The following is an 18,407-nucleotide window of genomic DNA, read 5'->3' as shown; positions in this document are numbered from 1 at the left end:
TATAAACTAATAAACTTTTTTTGGCATGGATATTGCTACTATAATTATATTATTACAAATTTTTAGTAAGAGGGGATGTTTATTGAGAAAGATAGTCAGGTATAGATGAATTTGGTGGAATCAGATACATAACCAATTATTCTTTAAAGTCAGCAATTTTCATGCAAAATGTCCATAAGTTCTATACATATCAACCAAATGTTTTTTTAATTTCTTCTTTGATAAAGATTCACAAGTTTTTGTTTTGTTCTGCAGTCTTTCAAGAAAGGGATGGATCACCATTAAAGAAACTAAAAGTCTAAATAAAGTTCTTTCTAAGGTAGATATATTATTTTTGGCATTCGGGGCCATGATTGGTTGGGGTTGGGTAGTATTATCAGGTACTTGGATTGAATCAGCAGGTACACTTGGAGCGATGATAGCATTTTTATTAGGTGGAGTATTGGTCACTTTTGTAGGTCTGACCTATGCAGAATTAGCTTCAGCCATGCCTGCTGCTGGAGGTGCCCTATCTTATGTATTAAGGGGCGTCGGTCCTAAAGCTGCATTTGTAGCATCATGGGCCCTCGCATTAGGTTATATATCTGTGGTTGCTTTTGAAGCGGTTGCTTTGCCAACTGTCATTGAATATGTATTTCCAAATTATAAGGTAGGACTCATGTATTCTATTACTGGATATGATGTGTATTTAACATGGGTGCTTGTTGGGGTAATAGGTTCCATATTAGTTACACTGATTAATTATTTTGGTGTGAAATCGGCAGCCATTCTCCAAATGGTTTTAACCATCGTAATAGGTCTCATTGGTTTAATGTTAATCTTTGGAGCTGGATTCACTAGTGATTTGGGAGATGCGAAACCACTATTTTTGGATGGCACAGTAGGAATCATAACTGTACTGATCATGACTCCATTCATGTTTGTGGGTTTTGATGTAATACCTCAAACAGCTGAAGAAATGAATGTTGAGCCGAAATTAATTGGGAAAATTCTTATATTTTCAGTAAGTCTTGCCGTTATCTGGTATATTGCCATTATATACGCGGTAGGAGTATCTTTAGATAAAAGTATATTAGCAATTTCCGTATTACCAACGGCAGATGCAATGGCCAAAGTCTATGGATCGAGCATTTTTGCAACCATCTTGATTATAGGTGGTGTTGCAGGTATTTTGACGAGCTGGAATGCATTTATCATTGGCGGCAGCCGAGTTCTCTATTCAATGGCGGAAAAAAAGATGATTCCAGCTTGGTTTGGTAAATTACATCCGAAAACAAATACGCCTACAAATGCTGTTTTATTTATAGGTGCTTTATCCATGATTAGTCCATTATTAGGGAGACCTATGTTAGTTTGGTTGGTGGATGCTGGCGGGCTGGCTATTGTATTGGCATATTTATTCGTAGCTATCGCATTTGTTCAATTGAGAAAAAATGCTCCTGAGATGGTAAGACCTTTCCGTGCTGGAAAATCAAATATTGTGGGCTGGATCGCGTTGATTCTTAGCATAGGATTTATTGCCTTATACTTACCAGGTATGCCAGCGGCTTTAATTTGGCCTTATGAATGGCTGATTTTTGCAGGCTGGTGGGCAATTGGTTTTCTCCTCATGTTTAAAATGAGAAAAAATTACAGTTCTGGAGAAATGAAGTACAACGCAGTCCATTTGCCAATGGATGAGGTAAAAGAAGGGTGAAAGGAAAGAATTGATCTGAGCCACTTTTGGCGAACCATATGCCATAAAGATTGATTATTCTTATTAAAGGGCTGCTCTTAGTGAGCAGCCTCAGACTGTAGACAAACTCGAGGAAAATCGAGTTTGTCTATTTTTTATGAGTTGTACAATTTGGCCGTTGATTTCCACTCCAGGCACTCGCTTTCCGCGGGCGGTCGGGGAGCCTCCTCGGCTTTCGCCTGCGGGGTCTCCCCTAGACGCGCTTTTCCCGCAGGAGTCTCGTACCTTCCGTTCCAATCAACTTTGTCTTATCTTTTAGATAAACACTTTTGCCCTGAGTCGCTTTTGTTTTAAAATAGAAGTATTAAAACTTGAGGTGATGAGGATGCTTTCGAAACATGACTCTATTCAGCGAGATCAACTTGAAATGATTACGTTAGATCAACTGGTGCCACCGAACCATTTGGTTCGTAAACTAGAGGCTGCCATTGACTTCACTTTCATTTATTTTATGACTTGGTGAAAGATATGTATTCAGAGGTAGGACGCCCAAGTATTGATCCAGTTATTTTAGTTAAACTGACATTCATTCAATATACCTTCGGTATTCGTTCCATGCGTAAAACGATTGAAGAAGTTGAAACTAATATGGCTTACCGTTGGTTCTTAGGCTATGGTTTCCATGATAAAGTACCTCCTACTCCACGTTTGGGAAAAATTATGAGCGACGCTTTAAAGATACAGACCTGTTTGAACAGATTTTCTATCGCATTTTAATGACAGCTGCTAATAAAAAGTTAATAAGTGCTGAACACGTTTTCGTGGATTCCACACATGTGAAAGCCAGTGCGAATAAACGGACATTTGAAAAGAAAATCGTTCGTAAAGAAACACGAGCGTATCAAGGGCGTCTTCAAGAAGAAATCAATCAAGATCGTGAAAACCATGGAAAGAAGCCTTTTCCATCAGATAAATTTGATAAAGAAGAGACCAAAGAGATTAAAGAAAGTACAACGGATTCTGAGAGTGGCTACTATGTGAAAGATGAACGAACAAAACAGTTTGCCTATTCATTCCACGCGGCCGCAGACCGCAACGGTTTTGTATTGGAACGATTGTAACACCTGGAAATATACATGACAGTCAGATCTTAGAGCCACTAGTTGAACAAGTGATTGAGAAAATTGGAAAACCGGAAGCCGTTGCCGCAGATGCAGCTTATAAAACACTAGCGATTACAAGCTACCTATTTAACAAAAAAATCATACCGGCTTTACCTTATACACGTCCTCGCACCAAAGAAGGATTTTTCCGCAAACAGGACTATGTATACGATGAACATTTTGATTGTTACCTTTGTCCTTCGGGAGAGCTATTAAAGTACTCAACAACCAATAAAGAGGGCTATCGCGAGTATAAATCACCCAAACACACTTGTGCGACATGCTCATTTTTATCTCAGTGTACAGAAAGCAAAGACCATCAAAAAGTGGTGACACGGCATATTTGGCAAACACATGTGGAAGAAGCCGATCATCTGCGTCATCATCAAGATGTAAAAACTATATATGCGAAACGTAAAGAAACGATTGAGCGTGTATTCGCAGATGCAAAATAAAAGCATGGTATGCGTTGGACAACTTTAAGGGGACTTAAAAAATTGTCGATGCAGGCGATGCTTACTTTCGCTGCCATTAATTTAAAGAAGATGGCCAATTGGACATGGGGAGGTCCAAAAATGGCCTAACATAGTGGGCTCGTAGAGCCCCAATCTCCTAACTTCAGGCAAAAATTCAAAGGGAATCTCAAAAAGGGGTTCGGAATTTTTTAATTCCGAACCCCTTTTGTCTACAAACTGGGGCTGCTCTTAGTGAGCAGCCTTTTTTGCGTCCAAAAGGATGGTAATTATACCGAAGAAAAACTTGTTGGGAATTTGGATATAAATGGTTTTCTATCACTTCATGTCTGGCTGATTTTTAGTGCAGACGGTGATTATGATACTCATTCATTTGCAACTTTGAAATCCTTTGCTAGAATATAATCTATAGAAAAGATTAGGAGTGGTTACTGTGGCTGAAACTCCAGCTGAAGATTTGATTCATTATATCGCACCAAAAGGAGAGTATATCCCTTTTTTAGATGATACGGACTATATCGCTAAAGGATTGGAATGGAAATTATTCACTGCCCGTTCGGTAAAAAGGGAACTATTATATAAAAGCGGTAGCTTTCAAGGAAAAGTCAAATTAGCAGGGTATGAACAATATGGCAACGGTCTTGACACGGTAGTCGTTGAATTTGAAAATGGTAAGCTTAGTTGCATTCACCCTTCCTATTTAAAGGAAATGCAAAGTTCCAGTTTCGGAAAAGAGTTGTTGAGTGGACCGGTTTCCGAGACATCCGCAGTACCAAGTGAAAAGGAACAGGTAATAGATGCTCCAATAACGGAAACTTCCGATCAGCTAAGTGAAGAACCAAAAAAGGCAAAAACCAAAAGTAAAAGGACGACAGCAAAACCTAAATTGGAGTTACCTGGAGAAAAAGTTCATTTCACCGCAACCGTCAAGGAGTTCACGGCGAAAATGAACCATTTCACTGGTGAAGAAGATGAAGTCATACTCTTGGAGAATGTCAAAGTGACAACGGAACCCGAACTTACAATCGGTGATGCATGGTGTGGATATAGCAAGACATTAAAAAAAGCTGAGCTCGAAGAAGGGGACGAAATCGAATTTGATGGAAAAGTGGTCGATAAAAAATACAATAAAGAAATACGATATAAAGTAAATAATCCATCCAAGTTAGTGAAAAAGGGGATGGACGCTTAAAATGCATGAAGTTATACAAAAAAGGGAGTAAGCCGCTGCTGACTCCCTTTTTTGTATGCATATCTCATTGCATTATCAGTTTCAAATAGGTTTTTGTGATCTGGAATATATTCGTGTGTGGTAGGTACAACATGTAAACACCAAAGTAATGCCAGATCATTCTCCATTCGTATCGTTCGGGGTTTTTCCCTTTTGTGGTTTCATATATTCCAGTGTTGGGGATAATACATTAAGATGATTGAAAAGATGGGGGGCATTTATTTGAAAGAGTTATTTCAGTTATTAAAACAGGGTAATAAATCGGCGTTCATTGCTGCCTGTGTGAATAGTATCATCGCTGTACTTAAGGGGATTGCTTATTTCATGACAGGGAATGTCGCTATGTTTGCTGAAACATTACATACTTTGGGTGATGCTGCGAATCAGTTTTTCGTCTTCATTGGTTCAGCACTAAGTAAAAAGTCACCAACTGATAGATTCCCCGATGGCTTTGGGCGTTTAGTAAACCTCGTATTATTAGGTGCGGTATTGGTTGTCGGGATCATGTCTTATGAAACGATTAAAGAAGGGTTTCATCACATATTTCACCCTGTAGAATCAACTGGAATCATTATTAATCTGTCCATCCTTTCCTTAGCGGTTGTGTTGGAATCATATGTTTTATTTAAAGCTATGAAAGAAGTGTTGCATGAGACTGGAATTGAAGCAAAAGGAGCAGCCGTCATCTTTAAGAGTTTTAATGGTTTAAAACGGGCAAAACCAGCTACGAAATTAGTATTCATGGAAGATATGGTGGCAACTGGGGGTGGGGTGCTTGCGATAATTGCCATTTTATTGGCAAACTTCACGCCCTTCATTCAAGCGGAAGGTGTCGCTTCTGTCATGATTGGTCTCGGTATGTTCTATGTAGTTGGAAGGGTGTTCCTTGACAATGCTGCGGGTGCTCTTGGGGAAGCGGATATAGAAATGCGTCAAAAGATTGGAACTTTGGTAATGGATGACCCAGATGTAAGAGATATACAGAAACTCGCAGTATTAAAAGAAGGGGAAGACTTTCATGTAGAACTTGAAGTGGAACTTGATCCCAATATGTCAATTGCCCAGGCTGATGACATTAAAGACCGGCTGTTTGATGAGATATTCAAGGAAAGAGGAGTAACGGATGTCATTATAGAATTTGATGAAAATGATGGTGTCTCAAAATGGGAAGGTCAGATTGAAAAGGAATTGAATGAAATGGAAAAGGAAAAGGAAAAGGAGTAGCAGGTGATTGACTGGTAAAATATAAAGTGTCGGATTAGGATATATATGATTGATTAGTATCAGTGGAACCTGATGAAAAAGGACACAAAAATTTTTGTGACCTTTTTCATATCCAAAAACATCAAGGTCTGATATCTCAATTTGAAAATGGAGAAATCACAACCTTCCTTCAAAGGAATCTCTGTTCAATTCTTCACGTTCTTTCCTTACGTAAGCAAAATAAGCTATCATGGACTTAGATACATAAAGAAGGATTAAGAAAGGGTGAATGAGAATGAAGAAACCAGATATTAAATTAGTTGCACTTGACATGGATGGCACGCTTCTGAATATCGCAGGAGCGATTTCTGAAGAAAACCGGAGAGCGATTAAAGAAGCTGAAAATCAAGGGGTTTTTGTTGTATTGAGCACAGGAAGATCCTATGCGACATGCAGTGATTTCGCAAAGTCAATGGAACTCCGCTCATACCTCATAACGGTAAACGGAAGTGAAATTTACGATAATCAAGGAAAACTGGTGGAAAGGAATACCGTTGATAGTGAGTCCATACAATGGATGTGGGAATTAAGCCAAAAACATGGTACACATTTTTGGGCAATAAGTTGCGATAATATTTACAGGGCTGAAATGCCTGAAAAAATCCATGATTCGCAATGGCTTAAATTCGGTTTTGATACTAATGATGTAGCCACCCGCCAAATTATCATGGATGAACTGATATCAAAAGGAAACTTTGAAATAAGCAATTCAAGTCCAACGAATATTGAAGTGAATGCCATGGGCGTCAATAAAGCCAAAGCTATAGAGCTTGTTTGTTCATTGCTCGATATTACTATGAATAATGTTATGGCGGTAGGAGACAGCCTTAATGACCTTGCCATGATTTCTGAAGCAAAAGTGGGAGTTGCAATGGGTAATGCCCAAGAAATTGTGAAAGAAAAAGCAGATTGGGTTACAGCAACAAATGAAGAAGACGGTGTGGCCAAGGCCATTCGTAAATGGGTGCTTTCAAACTAATCGAAACTGTATATGGGACGTTTTTGAACTGCCCCGTAAATGTTAGACACCAAACTAACATTTACGGGGTGTTTTTTATTGAAATGGCCTGAACGATATGAAAATTAGCTCTGAATTAATTTCTTGAAAATTGTGTATTTTAGAAGTAAGATAATCTAGTAGTGTTATATTTTGGTAATGTATTAAAAATGGGAGGTTTCATAGATGAGAAGAAGTTTGCCTGAACATTGGTGGAATCAATTATCTTTACCAGTTATCTCAGCACCCATGTTTTTAATATCTGGTCCTGAGTTAGTGAAAGAATGCTGTTTAAATGGGGTGATTGGCTCATTTCCAGCGCCAAATGCGCGGCCGATAGAGATACTGGATCAATGGATGGGTGACATAAACGACACACTGATTGCTGCAAGGGTTAAAAAACCAGACAGCAAGATTGCTCCATGGGCAATGAATATGGTTGTCCACCGTACATATAGCCGTCTTGAAGAAGAGCTGGAACTGGTCAAAAAGCATCAGCCTCCCGTCATCATTACATCATTAGGTTCACCAAAACACGTAGTGGATGTCGTACATAGTTATGGTGGTTTGGTCTTTTCAGATGTAAGCAGTGTGGAATTTGCAAAAAAAGCAGCTGAGTCAGGTGTGGACGGATTGATCTTAGTTGCTTCTGGAGCCGGTGGTCATGCGGGTGAGATAAATAGTTTTGCTTTCGTTGACAGCGTAAGGACATTCTGGGACGGAATCATTTTGCTTGCCGGGTCGATTAGTACTGGTCACAGTATCTTGGCAGCTCAGGCTGCGGGAGCAGATCTTGCTTATATGGGTACACGTTTTATCGTGGCAAAAGAGAGCAGGGCAAATGATGAATATCGTGAAATGCTTGTCGATTCTGATCATGATGACATCATCTTGACTGATGCATTTTCCGGCGTTAATTGTAATATGCTGAAACCGAGCATAAGAAAGGAAGGCATGGACCCAGATCAATTAGCAAAAAAAGATAAGGTCGATTTTGACAGCATGTCCAAGTCATCTGAGTCTAAAGCGTGGCGGGATATTTGGTCGGCAGGTCATGGTGTAGGGGCAATAAAAAAAATAGATACCGCTGCCGGCATCATCAAACAATTAGAAAGAGAGTATCATGAATCTTTAGAGACATTGACCGGGCAGGCGGAAAAATTAAAAGGCATTATATCCAAATGATATGAAAGCGCTTCAATAATTATGCAAATATAGTTTATTTTCACGTAAAAAAGGGTATCCATAAGGGATGCCCTTTTTTGCATGCTAACAGGGCTTATTTTTTCAGCTGATGATAAAAGCCTCTTCTCTTAAAAAAAATACCATGAAAATAAAATGTACAGAGAAAAATAGTAAAAAGGATATAAGACAGTGAAAAAATATTGATAAAAGAATATATAAGTGTTATATTATTTTCGTGATAATGACCGAATGAACAAAATAGTCATTAGTTGTTTTGAAAGTTATATATATTAATGGTGAAGATAAAATCATTAAATATATATTGCAGAAGCAAATGATTTAATTAAGTATTCTTCAATCCATTTATCACTGAAATAGATAAATTAAACGGCATATTCGTCGTAAAGGAGGAATTGTTAGGCGTGTTAAAATCTTTTAAGGGTGAATTTTTAGCCATACTAAAACACCCTATGATACTCATTTCTATAATAGGGATCATAATGGTCCCCTTATTATACAGCGGTACGTTTCTTTGGGCATTTTGGGATCCATATGGAAAGGTGGACCAATTGCCTGTTGCCATTGTCAATATGGATGAGGGAGCCGAGTTCAATGATTCGGAACTAACAATAGGAAAAGATTTAGTCAAAGAGTTAAAGGAGAAAAAGGATTTCGATTGGCATTTCGTCAGTCAAAAAGAAGCCAATGAAGGTCTGGAAAATCAAGATTATTACATGAAAATAGAAATCCCGAAAAACTTTTCGAAAAATGCAACGACCTTACAGGAGGACAATCCGCAAAAACTGGATTTAATTTACACGTCTAATGAAGGGTTCAACTATATATCTACTAAAATAGGTGACGCAGCTTCAGAGAGGATCAAAGGGGAAGTTTCGTCTGCGGTAACGAAAACCTATGCGGAGTCAATGTTTGACAATTTGAACGAAGTGGCTGACGGACTCAAAAGTGCCAGTGATGGAGCTGGAGAATTGAAAGATGGAACAGATACAGTGAAGAACGGAACAAGCGAACTTGGTGATGGGATTAACTCAGCTAAAGAAGGTTCCAAAAAAGTGGATGAAGGGATTGATTCCGTTCATTCAGGTTCCGTCGAAATCCATGAAAACCTGGAAAAACTAGCTGAAAAATCATTGACCTTTTCGAATGGGGTCGGTTCGGCAGCTGCAGGATCAAAAGAGCTCAATCAAGGGTTACAACAGTTTAGCTCAGGTGTTGGACAAATGAAAGATGGACAATCCGAGCTTTTGCAAGGTGCCAAGAAATCTGAAGCGGGAACCGGTGAATTGGCTTCTGGACTGCAACAGTCACTAGAGGGCTTCAATCAAATAGAAGAAAAGCTGCCCGCTTTGACAGAGGGGGCAAATGGCGTAGCTGCAGGTGCTGATCAGCTGTCAGGTGCATTATCTGAATGGAGTGCAGCATCGAGCGAAGCGAAAGCGGGGGCTTCTGAAGTCTCAGCAGGTTTGGAAGAAGTTATTTCCGGATTGAAACAACAATCAGAAGCTACGGATGATCCAGCCGAGAAATCGCGTTTGGATGGAGTGGTTGCTTCTTTATCCCGCATCAGTGAAGGTAGTAAAGGTGTTTCTGAAGGAGTGGGAAAACTATCAGCCAGTGCATCTGATATTGCAAAAGGCTCAAACAGTCTTAGTGATGGCGCAAATCAGGTAGGTGAAGGCACAAGTGCGCTAAGCGGTGGTTTTACTCAATTGAAGCAAGCTCAGGATAAACTCGCCAATGGAGCGAATGAACTGAAAAATGGTCAAGGTCAATTGGTGTCTGGATTGACAACTTTTGGCGCCAGTATAGAATCAGCACAGAGTGGGCTTGGACAGTTAACCAAAGGCAGCAATAACTTGGTAAGCGGTCTCGATCAGCTTGAAGATGGCTCAAAGCAATTATCAAGTGGAACCTCACAGCTTTCGGAAGGCTCGAAAGGTCTTGTTACAGGAACGGATAAGTTGAAAGAAGGTTCATCCAGCCTTACTAGTGGTATGGGAGAACTGGCTAATGGGGCTATTAAGTTACAAGATGGAATCGCTAAACTTTCAGATGGATCTGAAGAATTACATGACGAATTGAAGGATGGGGCAAACGAAGCTGGCAACATAAAATCCAATGAAGAAGTATATGACATGTTTGCAAGCCCAGTTAAACTGGATAAATTGCCAATTAATAATGTACCGAACTATGGCACTAGTTTTGCACCATATTTAATTTCATTGAGTTTATTTATCGGGGCAATCGTCCTGACAATCATTTTCCCGTTAAGAGATCCTGCTGTTAAGCCTGCAAGTGGATTTAGCTGGTTTATTAGTAAATACAGCGTCATGGCTGTCATAGGAATCTGTCAAGCCATATTGGTTGACTCTATTTTAATTTTAGGACTTGGAATTAATGTTACGAGCCTGCCGCTATTTTTTGCAGTAAGCATTCTTGCTAGCTGCACATTCATGGCTATCATTCAGTTCTTAGGTTCAGCCTTTGATAATCCTGGCCGGTTCATAGCATTATTAATTTTGATTCTTCAACTGACCAGCAGTGGCGGAACATTCCCAAATGAATTGGTTCCTGGCTTCCTGCAAGGATTCACACCATTCTTACCGATGACTTATTCTATTAATGCTTTTCGGGCAGTCATCTCAACAGGAGATTATAGCTTCATGTGGCATAATCTTAGCATATTGGCCATATTCCTTGTTGTAGCATTAATATTATCACTCATTTACTTTATTTACCGGTATAAAAAATTGAATGGTGCATTAGATGAAAAACAGAAAGAGGCAACTGTATAACAATGAAAAAACAGCGACCCATGATGGTCGCTGTTTTTTCATTAATATCCTATTTGCCAAGCGCTTCCAAGAAAGGCGTAAAAAAGCCCCCGTTAATCACACCCGTAAATATACTGCTGCTCCCATGGAAAGGGAAATATGTAAAAAACGTTTAAAGTGACAAAACCATGTTAATCACTTGTATATGTTGTTAACAGCTATACCCTTGTCTTTTGAGAAGCAGGTGCATATTTCTTCATCGGATTTTTAGCAATGACATCTTTTAAATAAGGAAGACCTGAAGGACCCGGTTTCCTCATAAGTTCCATTAGGTAAGAAATATCGTCTAAAGCCCTGTGTGTTTGGAAATTGGTAATATTATGTGCCTGCAATAATGTTAAGAGTTTACTATTCTCAAACCCATATTGCTTCCAAGGAACATTCCGCATCGTACAGAACCACTTTTGATCATTGATTTCCGGATACATTTGGTAGAGAAAACTTCTATCGAAAGAAGCATTATGTGCGAAAATCGAATCAGTGCGGGCAATGAAGGATTTAATTTTTTCATCGTGAAAACTTTTTCCTTCCACGGTGCAATATGGAATTCCATGAATCCTGTATGCTTGATCATAATTCATTCTTGCTTGATAGGAGAGAGGCTCCCTTAAAAATGATTCTTGATCAATAAGATTAATAATTTCCCCGGTTTCGCTGTTATAGGTAAACAGTATAAGGGCAAGCTCGATAATTTCATCAGAAGAGGGACGTAAACCAGTTGTTTCTACGTCTAGCACTAAACCTATTCTATTAGACAATTTTTTTTCCTCCAGTTGGGTTACATTCATCTATTATAGCTGACATAGGATAGCGATTGGAAGTGTGATGCATTGTTTTTAGGTCATTTTGAATGGCCCTTTCAGAATGACCTAAAAACAATTAGGCATTCTCAAAAATCACTTGGTAAGTGAAGGGATTTCAGAATGAAGTGAATGGTACATGCTGGTTAGGACGAGGATAACATTAAACCATATATGTTTTGGTAAAGATGAGGTTGTATAACATAGTTTAAAGAGATTTCCCTTCGAATCGAACTATTTTATAAAAGATAGAGATTCACAGCAATCTCTATCTTTTTATTAGTTGAAGTTCACAAGCATTGTAAAATGATTTCCAATTCATGGTCGACGATTTGTATAGTCTCTTCGTTTTTTTGAAGTCTTAAAATGCTCTTGGATTTATTTATATATTGCAGTCCTTCGTCAGGTTGCTGAAGATGAATCAGATTCTTACCAGTTAAAAGATGGAGTTCTGCATATAAATATAATGATTCTGTCGAATTGCAAATGTTGATCCCTTTAAGGGTATAATTTAGCGATTCTTGATAGTAATGAAGTTCAGACAAAGTCAGTGCTAATCCATGAATGATCTTTACGACAATTGTACCTTCTTGATTCACATGGGGAATATTCTCGATGAATTCCAGTGCTTCATTGAAGATGGTGATGGCCTCTTCATAATTTTTTGTTTTAAAATGGATAATTCCAATACTATTTAAAACTTCTATCTCCTGTTGATGAAAAATGACACGTTTACCCATTGTAATCTGAATGGCCTCATTCAATAAGTCTATAGCCTTTTGTTTGTCATTGTACAAATAAAAAAAAGATATACCTTCATGCCATTTCAAGAATTGATAAAAAGATATCGATTTTTCCGGTGCCGTTGCCATTTCTTTTTGGACTATTTCATAGATTGCTTCAAAATTACGTGTACGTTTATATTTGTTTATCAAAAGTTTAATGGTTTCTATGTAATTATATATTGGTTCATTTTTGGTAGTGAAGAAATACGGAAGGTCAACTTTAAGTTTATCCGCAAAAAGTGCCAATTCATCAATTGTTGGAGAAGTGATGCTCCTTTCATAATCTAACAGGGTATTAGGTTCACATATATCCTTTGCCAGTTCTTCTCTTGTAAGATTTTGTTTGATTCTTAATTCGTTGATAACAGAGCCAACCTCTATTTTCATTGCAATTGCCCCTTTATACCTATGTCTAGAATTCTATTTTAACATAATTTTATTTTTATCAGTAAAATAATTGAAAAATAGTATGATATAACTACTTTAAGTATTTTTCCTGTATATCCGCCCAACAAAAAAATAATGACGTTCGGTTTTTTTATTGAAGCTATCAAACTGCATGACATCTTTTCGATTTAAGTGAGAAAGGTCACTCTATCTTATTGCAGAGAGTTAATATTAATTCATAATAACGGATGAGGAGAAGCCCTAGATTTGGAATTGGAAATAGGTTAAAAAAAGAGGCGGCAATCTGCCACCTCTTACGATCTCAATTCCCAATGAATTGCTGAGTCCAATAGTGGGTGTATTTCCCTCCTGTAGCATGCCCAATTCCAATATGGGTATAGTTCTTGTTCAGGATGTTTGCCTTGTGTCCAGGGCTGTTCATCCAAGATTTCATGACAGCATCCGCACTAGGTTGACCTGCTGCGATATTTTCCCCTGCGTATTTGTAGCCGATCCCAAAGGATTTCATCATATCGAAGGGCGATCCGTAATTTGGGCTTGTATGATTGAAATAATTATTATCACGCATATCTTCAGATTTCATATTTGCAATGTTGGAAACGGCGGTATCCATTTCAAGGGAAGGGAGGCCCGATTTTGAACGTTCTTCGTTAACTAACCTAAGAACCTGCTGTTCAACTGACTGACCTTTTTCTTGATTAGTTGTGTGGATGGTTGAAGGAAGATTTATGATTTGTCCGATTTGAATTTGATTTGAATTGTTTATAGCCGTGTTCGTCTTAAGTAATTCGGAAAGGCTGACTTCATATTCAGACGCAATTTTCGTTAGGGTATCCCCTTTTGCAACCTCGTAAGTATTGGCTCCCTGAGCAACTGTTGGAGATAATAGGGATAGGGATAGTGCTGATAAAAGGATGATTTTCTTCATTTTGTTTCCTCCTAGTAGAATATCTGGATTGGAAGTCTAGTATCCTATAAAAATTGTTGTATGTAAAATTAGGTCATGCCCATTCTTTATTGAAATGGGCAGAAGGTAGCGAATGGGAGCATGCATGATGAGGGTCCATATGACCTGAGAGTGTTTATAGTAAACCAAAATCATAGGGCCTTTTGATAGACGGGAAGAATTATTACATGTAAAAAAAGAATCATTTTTCGTTTGCGGGATATGTTTGTCAGGGTAAATAATATGGACATCAAAACGAAAAGCATTTAAATGGAAGTAATTATAATAATGTGGAAATGATAATAAATTGCCCTAATGGTTGAGCTTTATGGATTTTAAGGCCGGGAGGGTATTGGGAAGGATAGATATTAAGTATATAGGGGATATTTTCCTGTGAAATATTATCCTGAAAAAGAGATTTGAGACAAGTTTTCGTTTTCAAATCAAGAGCACTGTTTGAGATGCCGAAATCAATCCTTATGTACATGCACATTGATTGAAAAGGCATATTGAAAGGCGTATGCGAATATTCAAAAACGAAAATCAATGGGAAGATTTTAAAAGAGAAACAAACTCAGTCATTTACCACGGATATGATACTTGCACTGGCGATCATTTTTGCAAAGGGTGTGAAGCCCAGGGAGAAGTTAAGGATAAAATGCTGTTATTCTCAGTTATTTTCCATCGCAACAAATCAAATGGCTTGAGGGTAGGATGATTTGGGAAACGGCACGGATTTATTTATAAGCGAGAAAAAATGATGACTGGATTAAATAAATGGCTTGAATGAATCGGGTCGTTATCTAGGGCGGGCCCACGATGGTATACGGACAACAGGAGTTTTATCCTGTTCAGCCTAAATCTTTTTTCTTATTAGAGTATGCGGGAACCCGGACGGCCTTCAGTATCATTCTTTAACAAATTCATTCGGGTTTTAATTATAAAGGACGGTTATAAGGAAGCGGCATTGTATGTTAAGGAAAGGAGTTTATCAAAAAGTATTGTTCTTTAAGACAGGTATCTCTTCTTCAGGAATAGAATTAAGTAGACAGTTGAATATACGGGGGGATTCTTCGATGGGGTTTAGGGAATTGGAAACAAAAAGGCTGCAGTTAATTGAAATAGGTCACCAGCATTCTGAGAGTCTGTTTGACATTTTGTCTAAAGATGAAGTGACCAAATATGATGGGATAGAAAGTTTAACACAAGTTGAAGATGCCCGCCGTTTAATCGACTCGTTTAAAAGTGCTTATATAAACAAACGGGGGATACGGTGGGGAGTTGTTGTGAAAGATTCAGGTAAATTCATTGGTACCGTTGGCCTGAATCAATTGAGCCTTGCCAACAAACGAGCTGAAATCGGGTATGAAATCCATCCTGAATATTGGAGAAAACACTTTACGTCCGAGGCTGTCAACGAAGTATTGCGCTATTCATTTGGAGAATTGAAACTAAACAGAATGGCTGCATTAACTTTCAAGGATAATTTTGCATCCAGAAACCTCTTGAAGAAATTTGGTTTTAAAGAGGAAGGAAGTCTCAGAAGTTATATATTTCTTCGTGAACAATCGCATGATGCCCTAGTGTTTTCCTTGTTAAGCACAGAGTATAGTCAATTACCACAGCAAAGCGTTTAGGATTCATTTTCAAAAAGGTTGATAGAAGATAGCAGCTGGCCAATAGTGCCGGTTTTTCAAGTTAAAGAATGTTTCTCCACTTGTAGGGGAAATATACATATTCTTCATGTTAAAATTAGAAAGCGGAGTCAGTTAATCAGTCCGGGTGGACATAAAAAGGAGGATAATCATTGTGAAGATATTATTTCCGTTGCTTGCGGTCCTAGGTGGCATCACCATTGCCATACAAGGGCAAATCAATGGTGGATTAGGGAAAAAAGTGGGGGTTATTGAAGCTTCTTTCATTTCGTTTGGCATCGGGACACTCGCTTTATTATTTATTGTTTTGTTCGCGGGAAATGGAAACATTTCCGCCATCGCGTCTGTACCAAAATGGCAATTGATAGGCGGACTTCTAGGGGCCATTTATGTCATTGTTATAATAGTGGTTATCCCTCAGATTGGAGTGGCTCCTGCCTTGGTTGGGGTTATCGCAGGCCAGATACTGATTGGGGCCCTCATTGACCATTTCGGTTTATTTGGCGGGGTTCGCATCCCATTGGATGCGAAAAAGGTTGCAGGAATATGTTTACTTTTCGTGTCATTATATTTATTTAATCATAAATAGGAATGGTCATCATTATTCATTGGATTTACAGGGTACATATAGGTGAGAGACTGATGAATAACTTTATTCCTACATAGTTATTATCCGTTATTTGGGATTTTCTTGAAAAGACCTCGATGGAAAAAGTATTATCCTACTAAAATATATTATTTGATCAGGAATCGGTTTGCTAGGAAAGTGGTCTTAGCAACCGGACTAACTATAATTATTGGAATATTTAGTAAAAAAAGACAAGCGAAACTATATGAATACTGGTATAAAAGAGTTTGAAAAAACCACAAGATGTCGGTAGTCATTTTATATTAATTAGGTTTTCCATTCTTTTTACCTAATATCTAGATCGAATTGATTAGCAAATAATTACTATGTTGTGAAAAAGTACTCATTGGTTTATTGATTTTTCGGTTTATTCGTAATATACTTAAAATTCAACATCTTTAATTCGAGGTATAGTACCCTTAGCGAGGTTGGAAAGAGTGTGCTTTTTAACTAGTAAATTGCATTAATTGGTTTTTTTTAGGAGATTCACAGATTTATGCAAACGGTTCGCTAGTTGTTTTCGGTGAATTCCTGCTATGGATGCTTCTAACTTTCCACGCTGATATTCAGAATGTACTATACCAACAATTAATAGGTGGTATAAGGATAATCCCTTAAATGGGAATATTCGAAGAAAGATAAAGATAGGGGGAATATTTTTTGAAAAAGTCTAAATTTTCAGTGCTTGCTCTTCTTATGGCCATCATGCTTATACTTGCGGCATGCAACGGCGGTTCGAAGGAAACTTCGAATGAAAAAGAAGGCGGCTCGGGTGACTCATCCGGATCAAAAGTATTAAACGTAAACAACTCAAGTGAACCTGGTTCGCTTCACCCTGCCAATGCGCAAGGTACTCATGAATCATGGATCCTTGAACATACGTTTGAGGGACTGACAAAGAAAACAGAAGAGGGCAAAATCGTACCTGGTTCTGCTGAATCATGGGAAATCAGTGAAGATGGATTAACTTGGACATTCAAATTGAAAGATGGTTTGAAATGGTCAAATGGAGATCCGCTTACAGCCAATGACTTCGAATATGCTTGGAAATATGCTTTGAAACCGGAAACAGCTGCTGATTATGCTTACCAACTTTATTATCTTAAAGGCGGGGAAGCTTACAACAGTAAGAAAGGGAAGGAAGAGGACGTAGGCGTTAAAGCGACAGACGATCATACATTAGTCGTTACTTTGGAACAGCCTACACCATATTTCCTTGACTTAACTTCCTTCTATACTTTCTATCCAATCGATAAAAAGGTACAGGAAGAAAATCCAAAATGGGCTTTGGATGCAAAGACACACGTATCGAATGGTCCATTCAAGTTGACGGAGTGGAAACATAAAGAAAGCCTAAAAATCGAAAAGAATGAAAATTACTATGATAAAGACAAAATCAAATTGGACGCTGTTAATTTTGCTCTAATAGAAGATGAAAATACTGCATGGCAAATGTATCAGAGTGGCGAATTGGACATCGCTTATCCACTGCCAGTGGATGTGCAAGGGCAATTGGTTAATTCTGGAGACAAGGAATTCAAAAACGGCGCAGAACTTGCTGTTTACTATTACAACTTTAATACGAAAGTAAAACCTTTCAATAATGCAAAAGTCAGGAAAGCGCTATCAATGGCTATCGAACGTAAAAAAATCACGGAAAATGTTGCTCAGGGTGGTCAAAAGCCTGCATTTGGAGTAATCCCGCCAGGTATTCCTGATGCAAATGGAGATTTCCAGGAAAATACAGGTAACTTGTTTGAGGAAAACGTTGCTGAAGCCAAAAAATTGTTAAAAGAAGGTCTTGCTGAAGAAGGCATGAAAGAACTACCTAATTTTTCAATTTTGTATAATACATTAGATTCCCATAAGAAAATTGCTGAAGCCGTTCAAGGAATGTGGCGCGATAACCTAGGTGTTGAAGTGACACTTGAAAATGCTGAATTCCAAGTTAAGCTTGACCGTGAAAAAGCTGGCGACTTTGAAATTTCCCGTGCCGGATGGGTTGGTGACTATGTTGACCCAATGACCTTCATGCTTTGGGAAACAGATGGTGCCTATAATGATGCAGGTTGGTCCAACAAAGAATATGATAATTTATTAAAAGAGGCAAAATCTACGATGGAACCAAAAGAACGCATGGCTGCTTTACATAAAGCAGAGGAAGTTCTGATTGAAGATATGCCAATCCTTCCGGTGTACTTCTACACAAAACCATACATGGTTAAATCGAATGTTACTGGAGTTTATGCACCGATTAATGCTTATCCGAACTTTATTTACGCGGATAAAAAATAAGAGAAGGATAAAAGTGAAATGGGAGGTATGTCCGAATAAGGACATACC

At 38.3% G+C, this 18,407-nt stretch carries 12 protein-coding genes and 1 pseudogene; 10 read left to right on the top strand and 3 right to left on the bottom strand.

The window, feature by feature from the left end; genetic code table 11:
• Window positions 1–274: 274 nt before the first annotated feature.
• From UP17_RS13270 to UP17_RS13240, 7 genes and pseudogenes are all read left to right on the top strand, one after another.
• Entirely contained in the window at window positions 275–1,696 is a 1,422-nt protein-coding gene (locus UP17_RS13270; protein WP_081109004.1) for an APC family permease, read from the top strand.
• Window positions 1,697–2,060: 364 nt separating this feature from the next.
• Window positions 2,061–3,422, top strand: a pseudogene (locus UP17_RS13265) (IS1182 family transposase).
• Between the two features lie 322 nt (window positions 3,423–3,744).
• A complete protein-coding gene (locus UP17_RS13260; protein ID WP_155727324.1) occupies window positions 3,745–4,503 on the top strand; it encodes a hypothetical protein in 759 nt (252 codons plus the stop codon).
• Window positions 4,504–4,764: 261 nt separating this feature from the next.
• On the top strand, window positions 4,765–5,766 hold the full coding sequence (locus tag UP17_RS13255) for a cation diffusion facilitator family transporter (RefSeq protein ID WP_061466096.1): 1,002 nt from the start codon (window positions 4,765–4,767) through the stop codon (window positions 5,764–5,766).
• 268 nt (window positions 5,767–6,034) lie between these two features.
• A complete protein-coding gene (locus UP17_RS13250) occupies window positions 6,035–6,784 on the top strand; it encodes a Cof-type HAD-IIB family hydrolase (protein WP_061463431.1) in 750 nt (249 codons plus the stop codon).
• 204 nt (window positions 6,785–6,988) lie between these two features.
• Complete coding sequence (locus tag UP17_RS13245; RefSeq protein WP_061463430.1) at window positions 6,989–7,987, top strand: NAD(P)H-dependent flavin oxidoreductase; 999 nt, start codon at window positions 6,989–6,991, stop codon at window positions 7,985–7,987.
• 422 nt (window positions 7,988–8,409) lie between these two features.
• Window positions 8,410–10,803 (top strand): YhgE/Pip domain-containing protein, encoded by a 2,394-nt coding sequence (locus UP17_RS13240; RefSeq protein WP_061463429.1) that lies wholly within the window; start codon window positions 8,410–8,412, stop codon window positions 10,801–10,803.
• A 197-nt stretch (window positions 10,804–11,000) separates the two neighbouring features.
• Here UP17_RS13240 and UP17_RS13235 read toward each other — a convergent pair whose 3' ends face one another.
• From UP17_RS13235 to UP17_RS13225, 3 genes are all read right to left on the bottom strand, one after another.
• Window positions 11,001–11,600: an exonuclease domain-containing protein gene (locus UP17_RS13235; protein WP_250211668.1), complete on the bottom strand. Its 600-nt coding sequence runs from the start codon at window positions 11,598–11,600 to the stop codon at window positions 11,001–11,003.
• 332 nt (window positions 11,601–11,932) lie between these two features.
• Window positions 11,933–12,814 carry a tetratricopeptide repeat protein gene (locus UP17_RS13230; protein ID WP_061463427.1) on the bottom strand — a complete coding sequence of 294 codons (882 nt, stop codon included), beginning with the start codon at window positions 12,812–12,814 and terminating at the stop codon, window positions 11,933–11,935.
• Between the two features lie 322 nt (window positions 12,815–13,136).
• Window positions 13,137–13,763 carry a CAP domain-containing protein gene (locus UP17_RS13225; RefSeq protein WP_061463426.1) on the bottom strand — a complete coding sequence of 209 codons (627 nt, stop codon included), beginning with the start codon at window positions 13,761–13,763 and terminating at the stop codon, window positions 13,137–13,139.
• A gap of 989 nt (window positions 13,764–14,752) precedes the next feature.
• On the opposite strand from UP17_RS13225, the gene UP17_RS13215 reads away from it, so the two are divergent.
• The 3 genes from UP17_RS13215 to UP17_RS13205 all read left to right on the top strand — a co-directional run bounded on the left by UP17_RS13215 (window position 14,753) and on the right by UP17_RS13205 (window position 18,359).
• Window positions 14,753–15,418 (top strand): GNAT family N-acetyltransferase, encoded by a 666-nt coding sequence (locus UP17_RS13215; RefSeq protein ID WP_349817571.1) that lies wholly within the window; start codon window positions 14,753–14,755, stop codon window positions 15,416–15,418.
• Between the two features lie 172 nt (window positions 15,419–15,590).
• Window positions 15,591–16,025 (top strand): DMT family transporter, encoded by a 435-nt coding sequence (locus UP17_RS13210; protein ID WP_061463424.1) that lies wholly within the window; start codon window positions 15,591–15,593, stop codon window positions 16,023–16,025.
• A 699-nt stretch (window positions 16,026–16,724) separates the two neighbouring features.
• A complete protein-coding gene (locus tag UP17_RS13205) occupies window positions 16,725–18,359 on the top strand; it encodes a peptide ABC transporter substrate-binding protein (RefSeq protein ID WP_250211667.1) in 1,635 nt (544 codons plus the stop codon).
• Window positions 18,360–18,407: the final 48 nt, after the last annotated feature.

The organism is Peribacillus simplex (genome assembly GCF_001578185.1).
In the GTDB taxonomy this organism is placed as follows: Bacteria; Bacillota; Bacilli; order Bacillales; family DSM-1321; genus Peribacillus; species Peribacillus simplex_A.
This window is presented reverse-complemented; position numbering and strand designations above follow the sequence as displayed.

Bases quoted from the DNA above. Each gene is read 5' to 3' on its own strand.
- UP17_RS13215 (WP_349817571.1), top strand. From the start codon at position 14,753: ATGTTAAGGAAAGGAGTTTATCAAAAAGTATTGTTCTTTAAGACAGGT.
- UP17_RS13225 (WP_061463426.1), bottom strand. From the start codon at position 13,763: ATGAAGAAAATCATCCTTTTATCAGCACTATCCCTATCCCTATTATCT.
- UP17_RS13230 (WP_061463427.1), bottom strand. From the start codon at position 12,814: ATGAAAATAGAGGTTGGCTCTGTTATCAACGAATTAAGAATCAAACAA.
- UP17_RS13245 (WP_061463430.1), top strand. From the start codon at position 6,989: ATGAGAAGAAGTTTGCCTGAACATTGGTGGAATCAATTATCTTTACCA.
- UP17_RS13250 (WP_061463431.1), top strand. From the start codon at position 6,035: ATGAGAATGAAGAAACCAGATATTAAATTAGTTGCACTTGACATGGAT.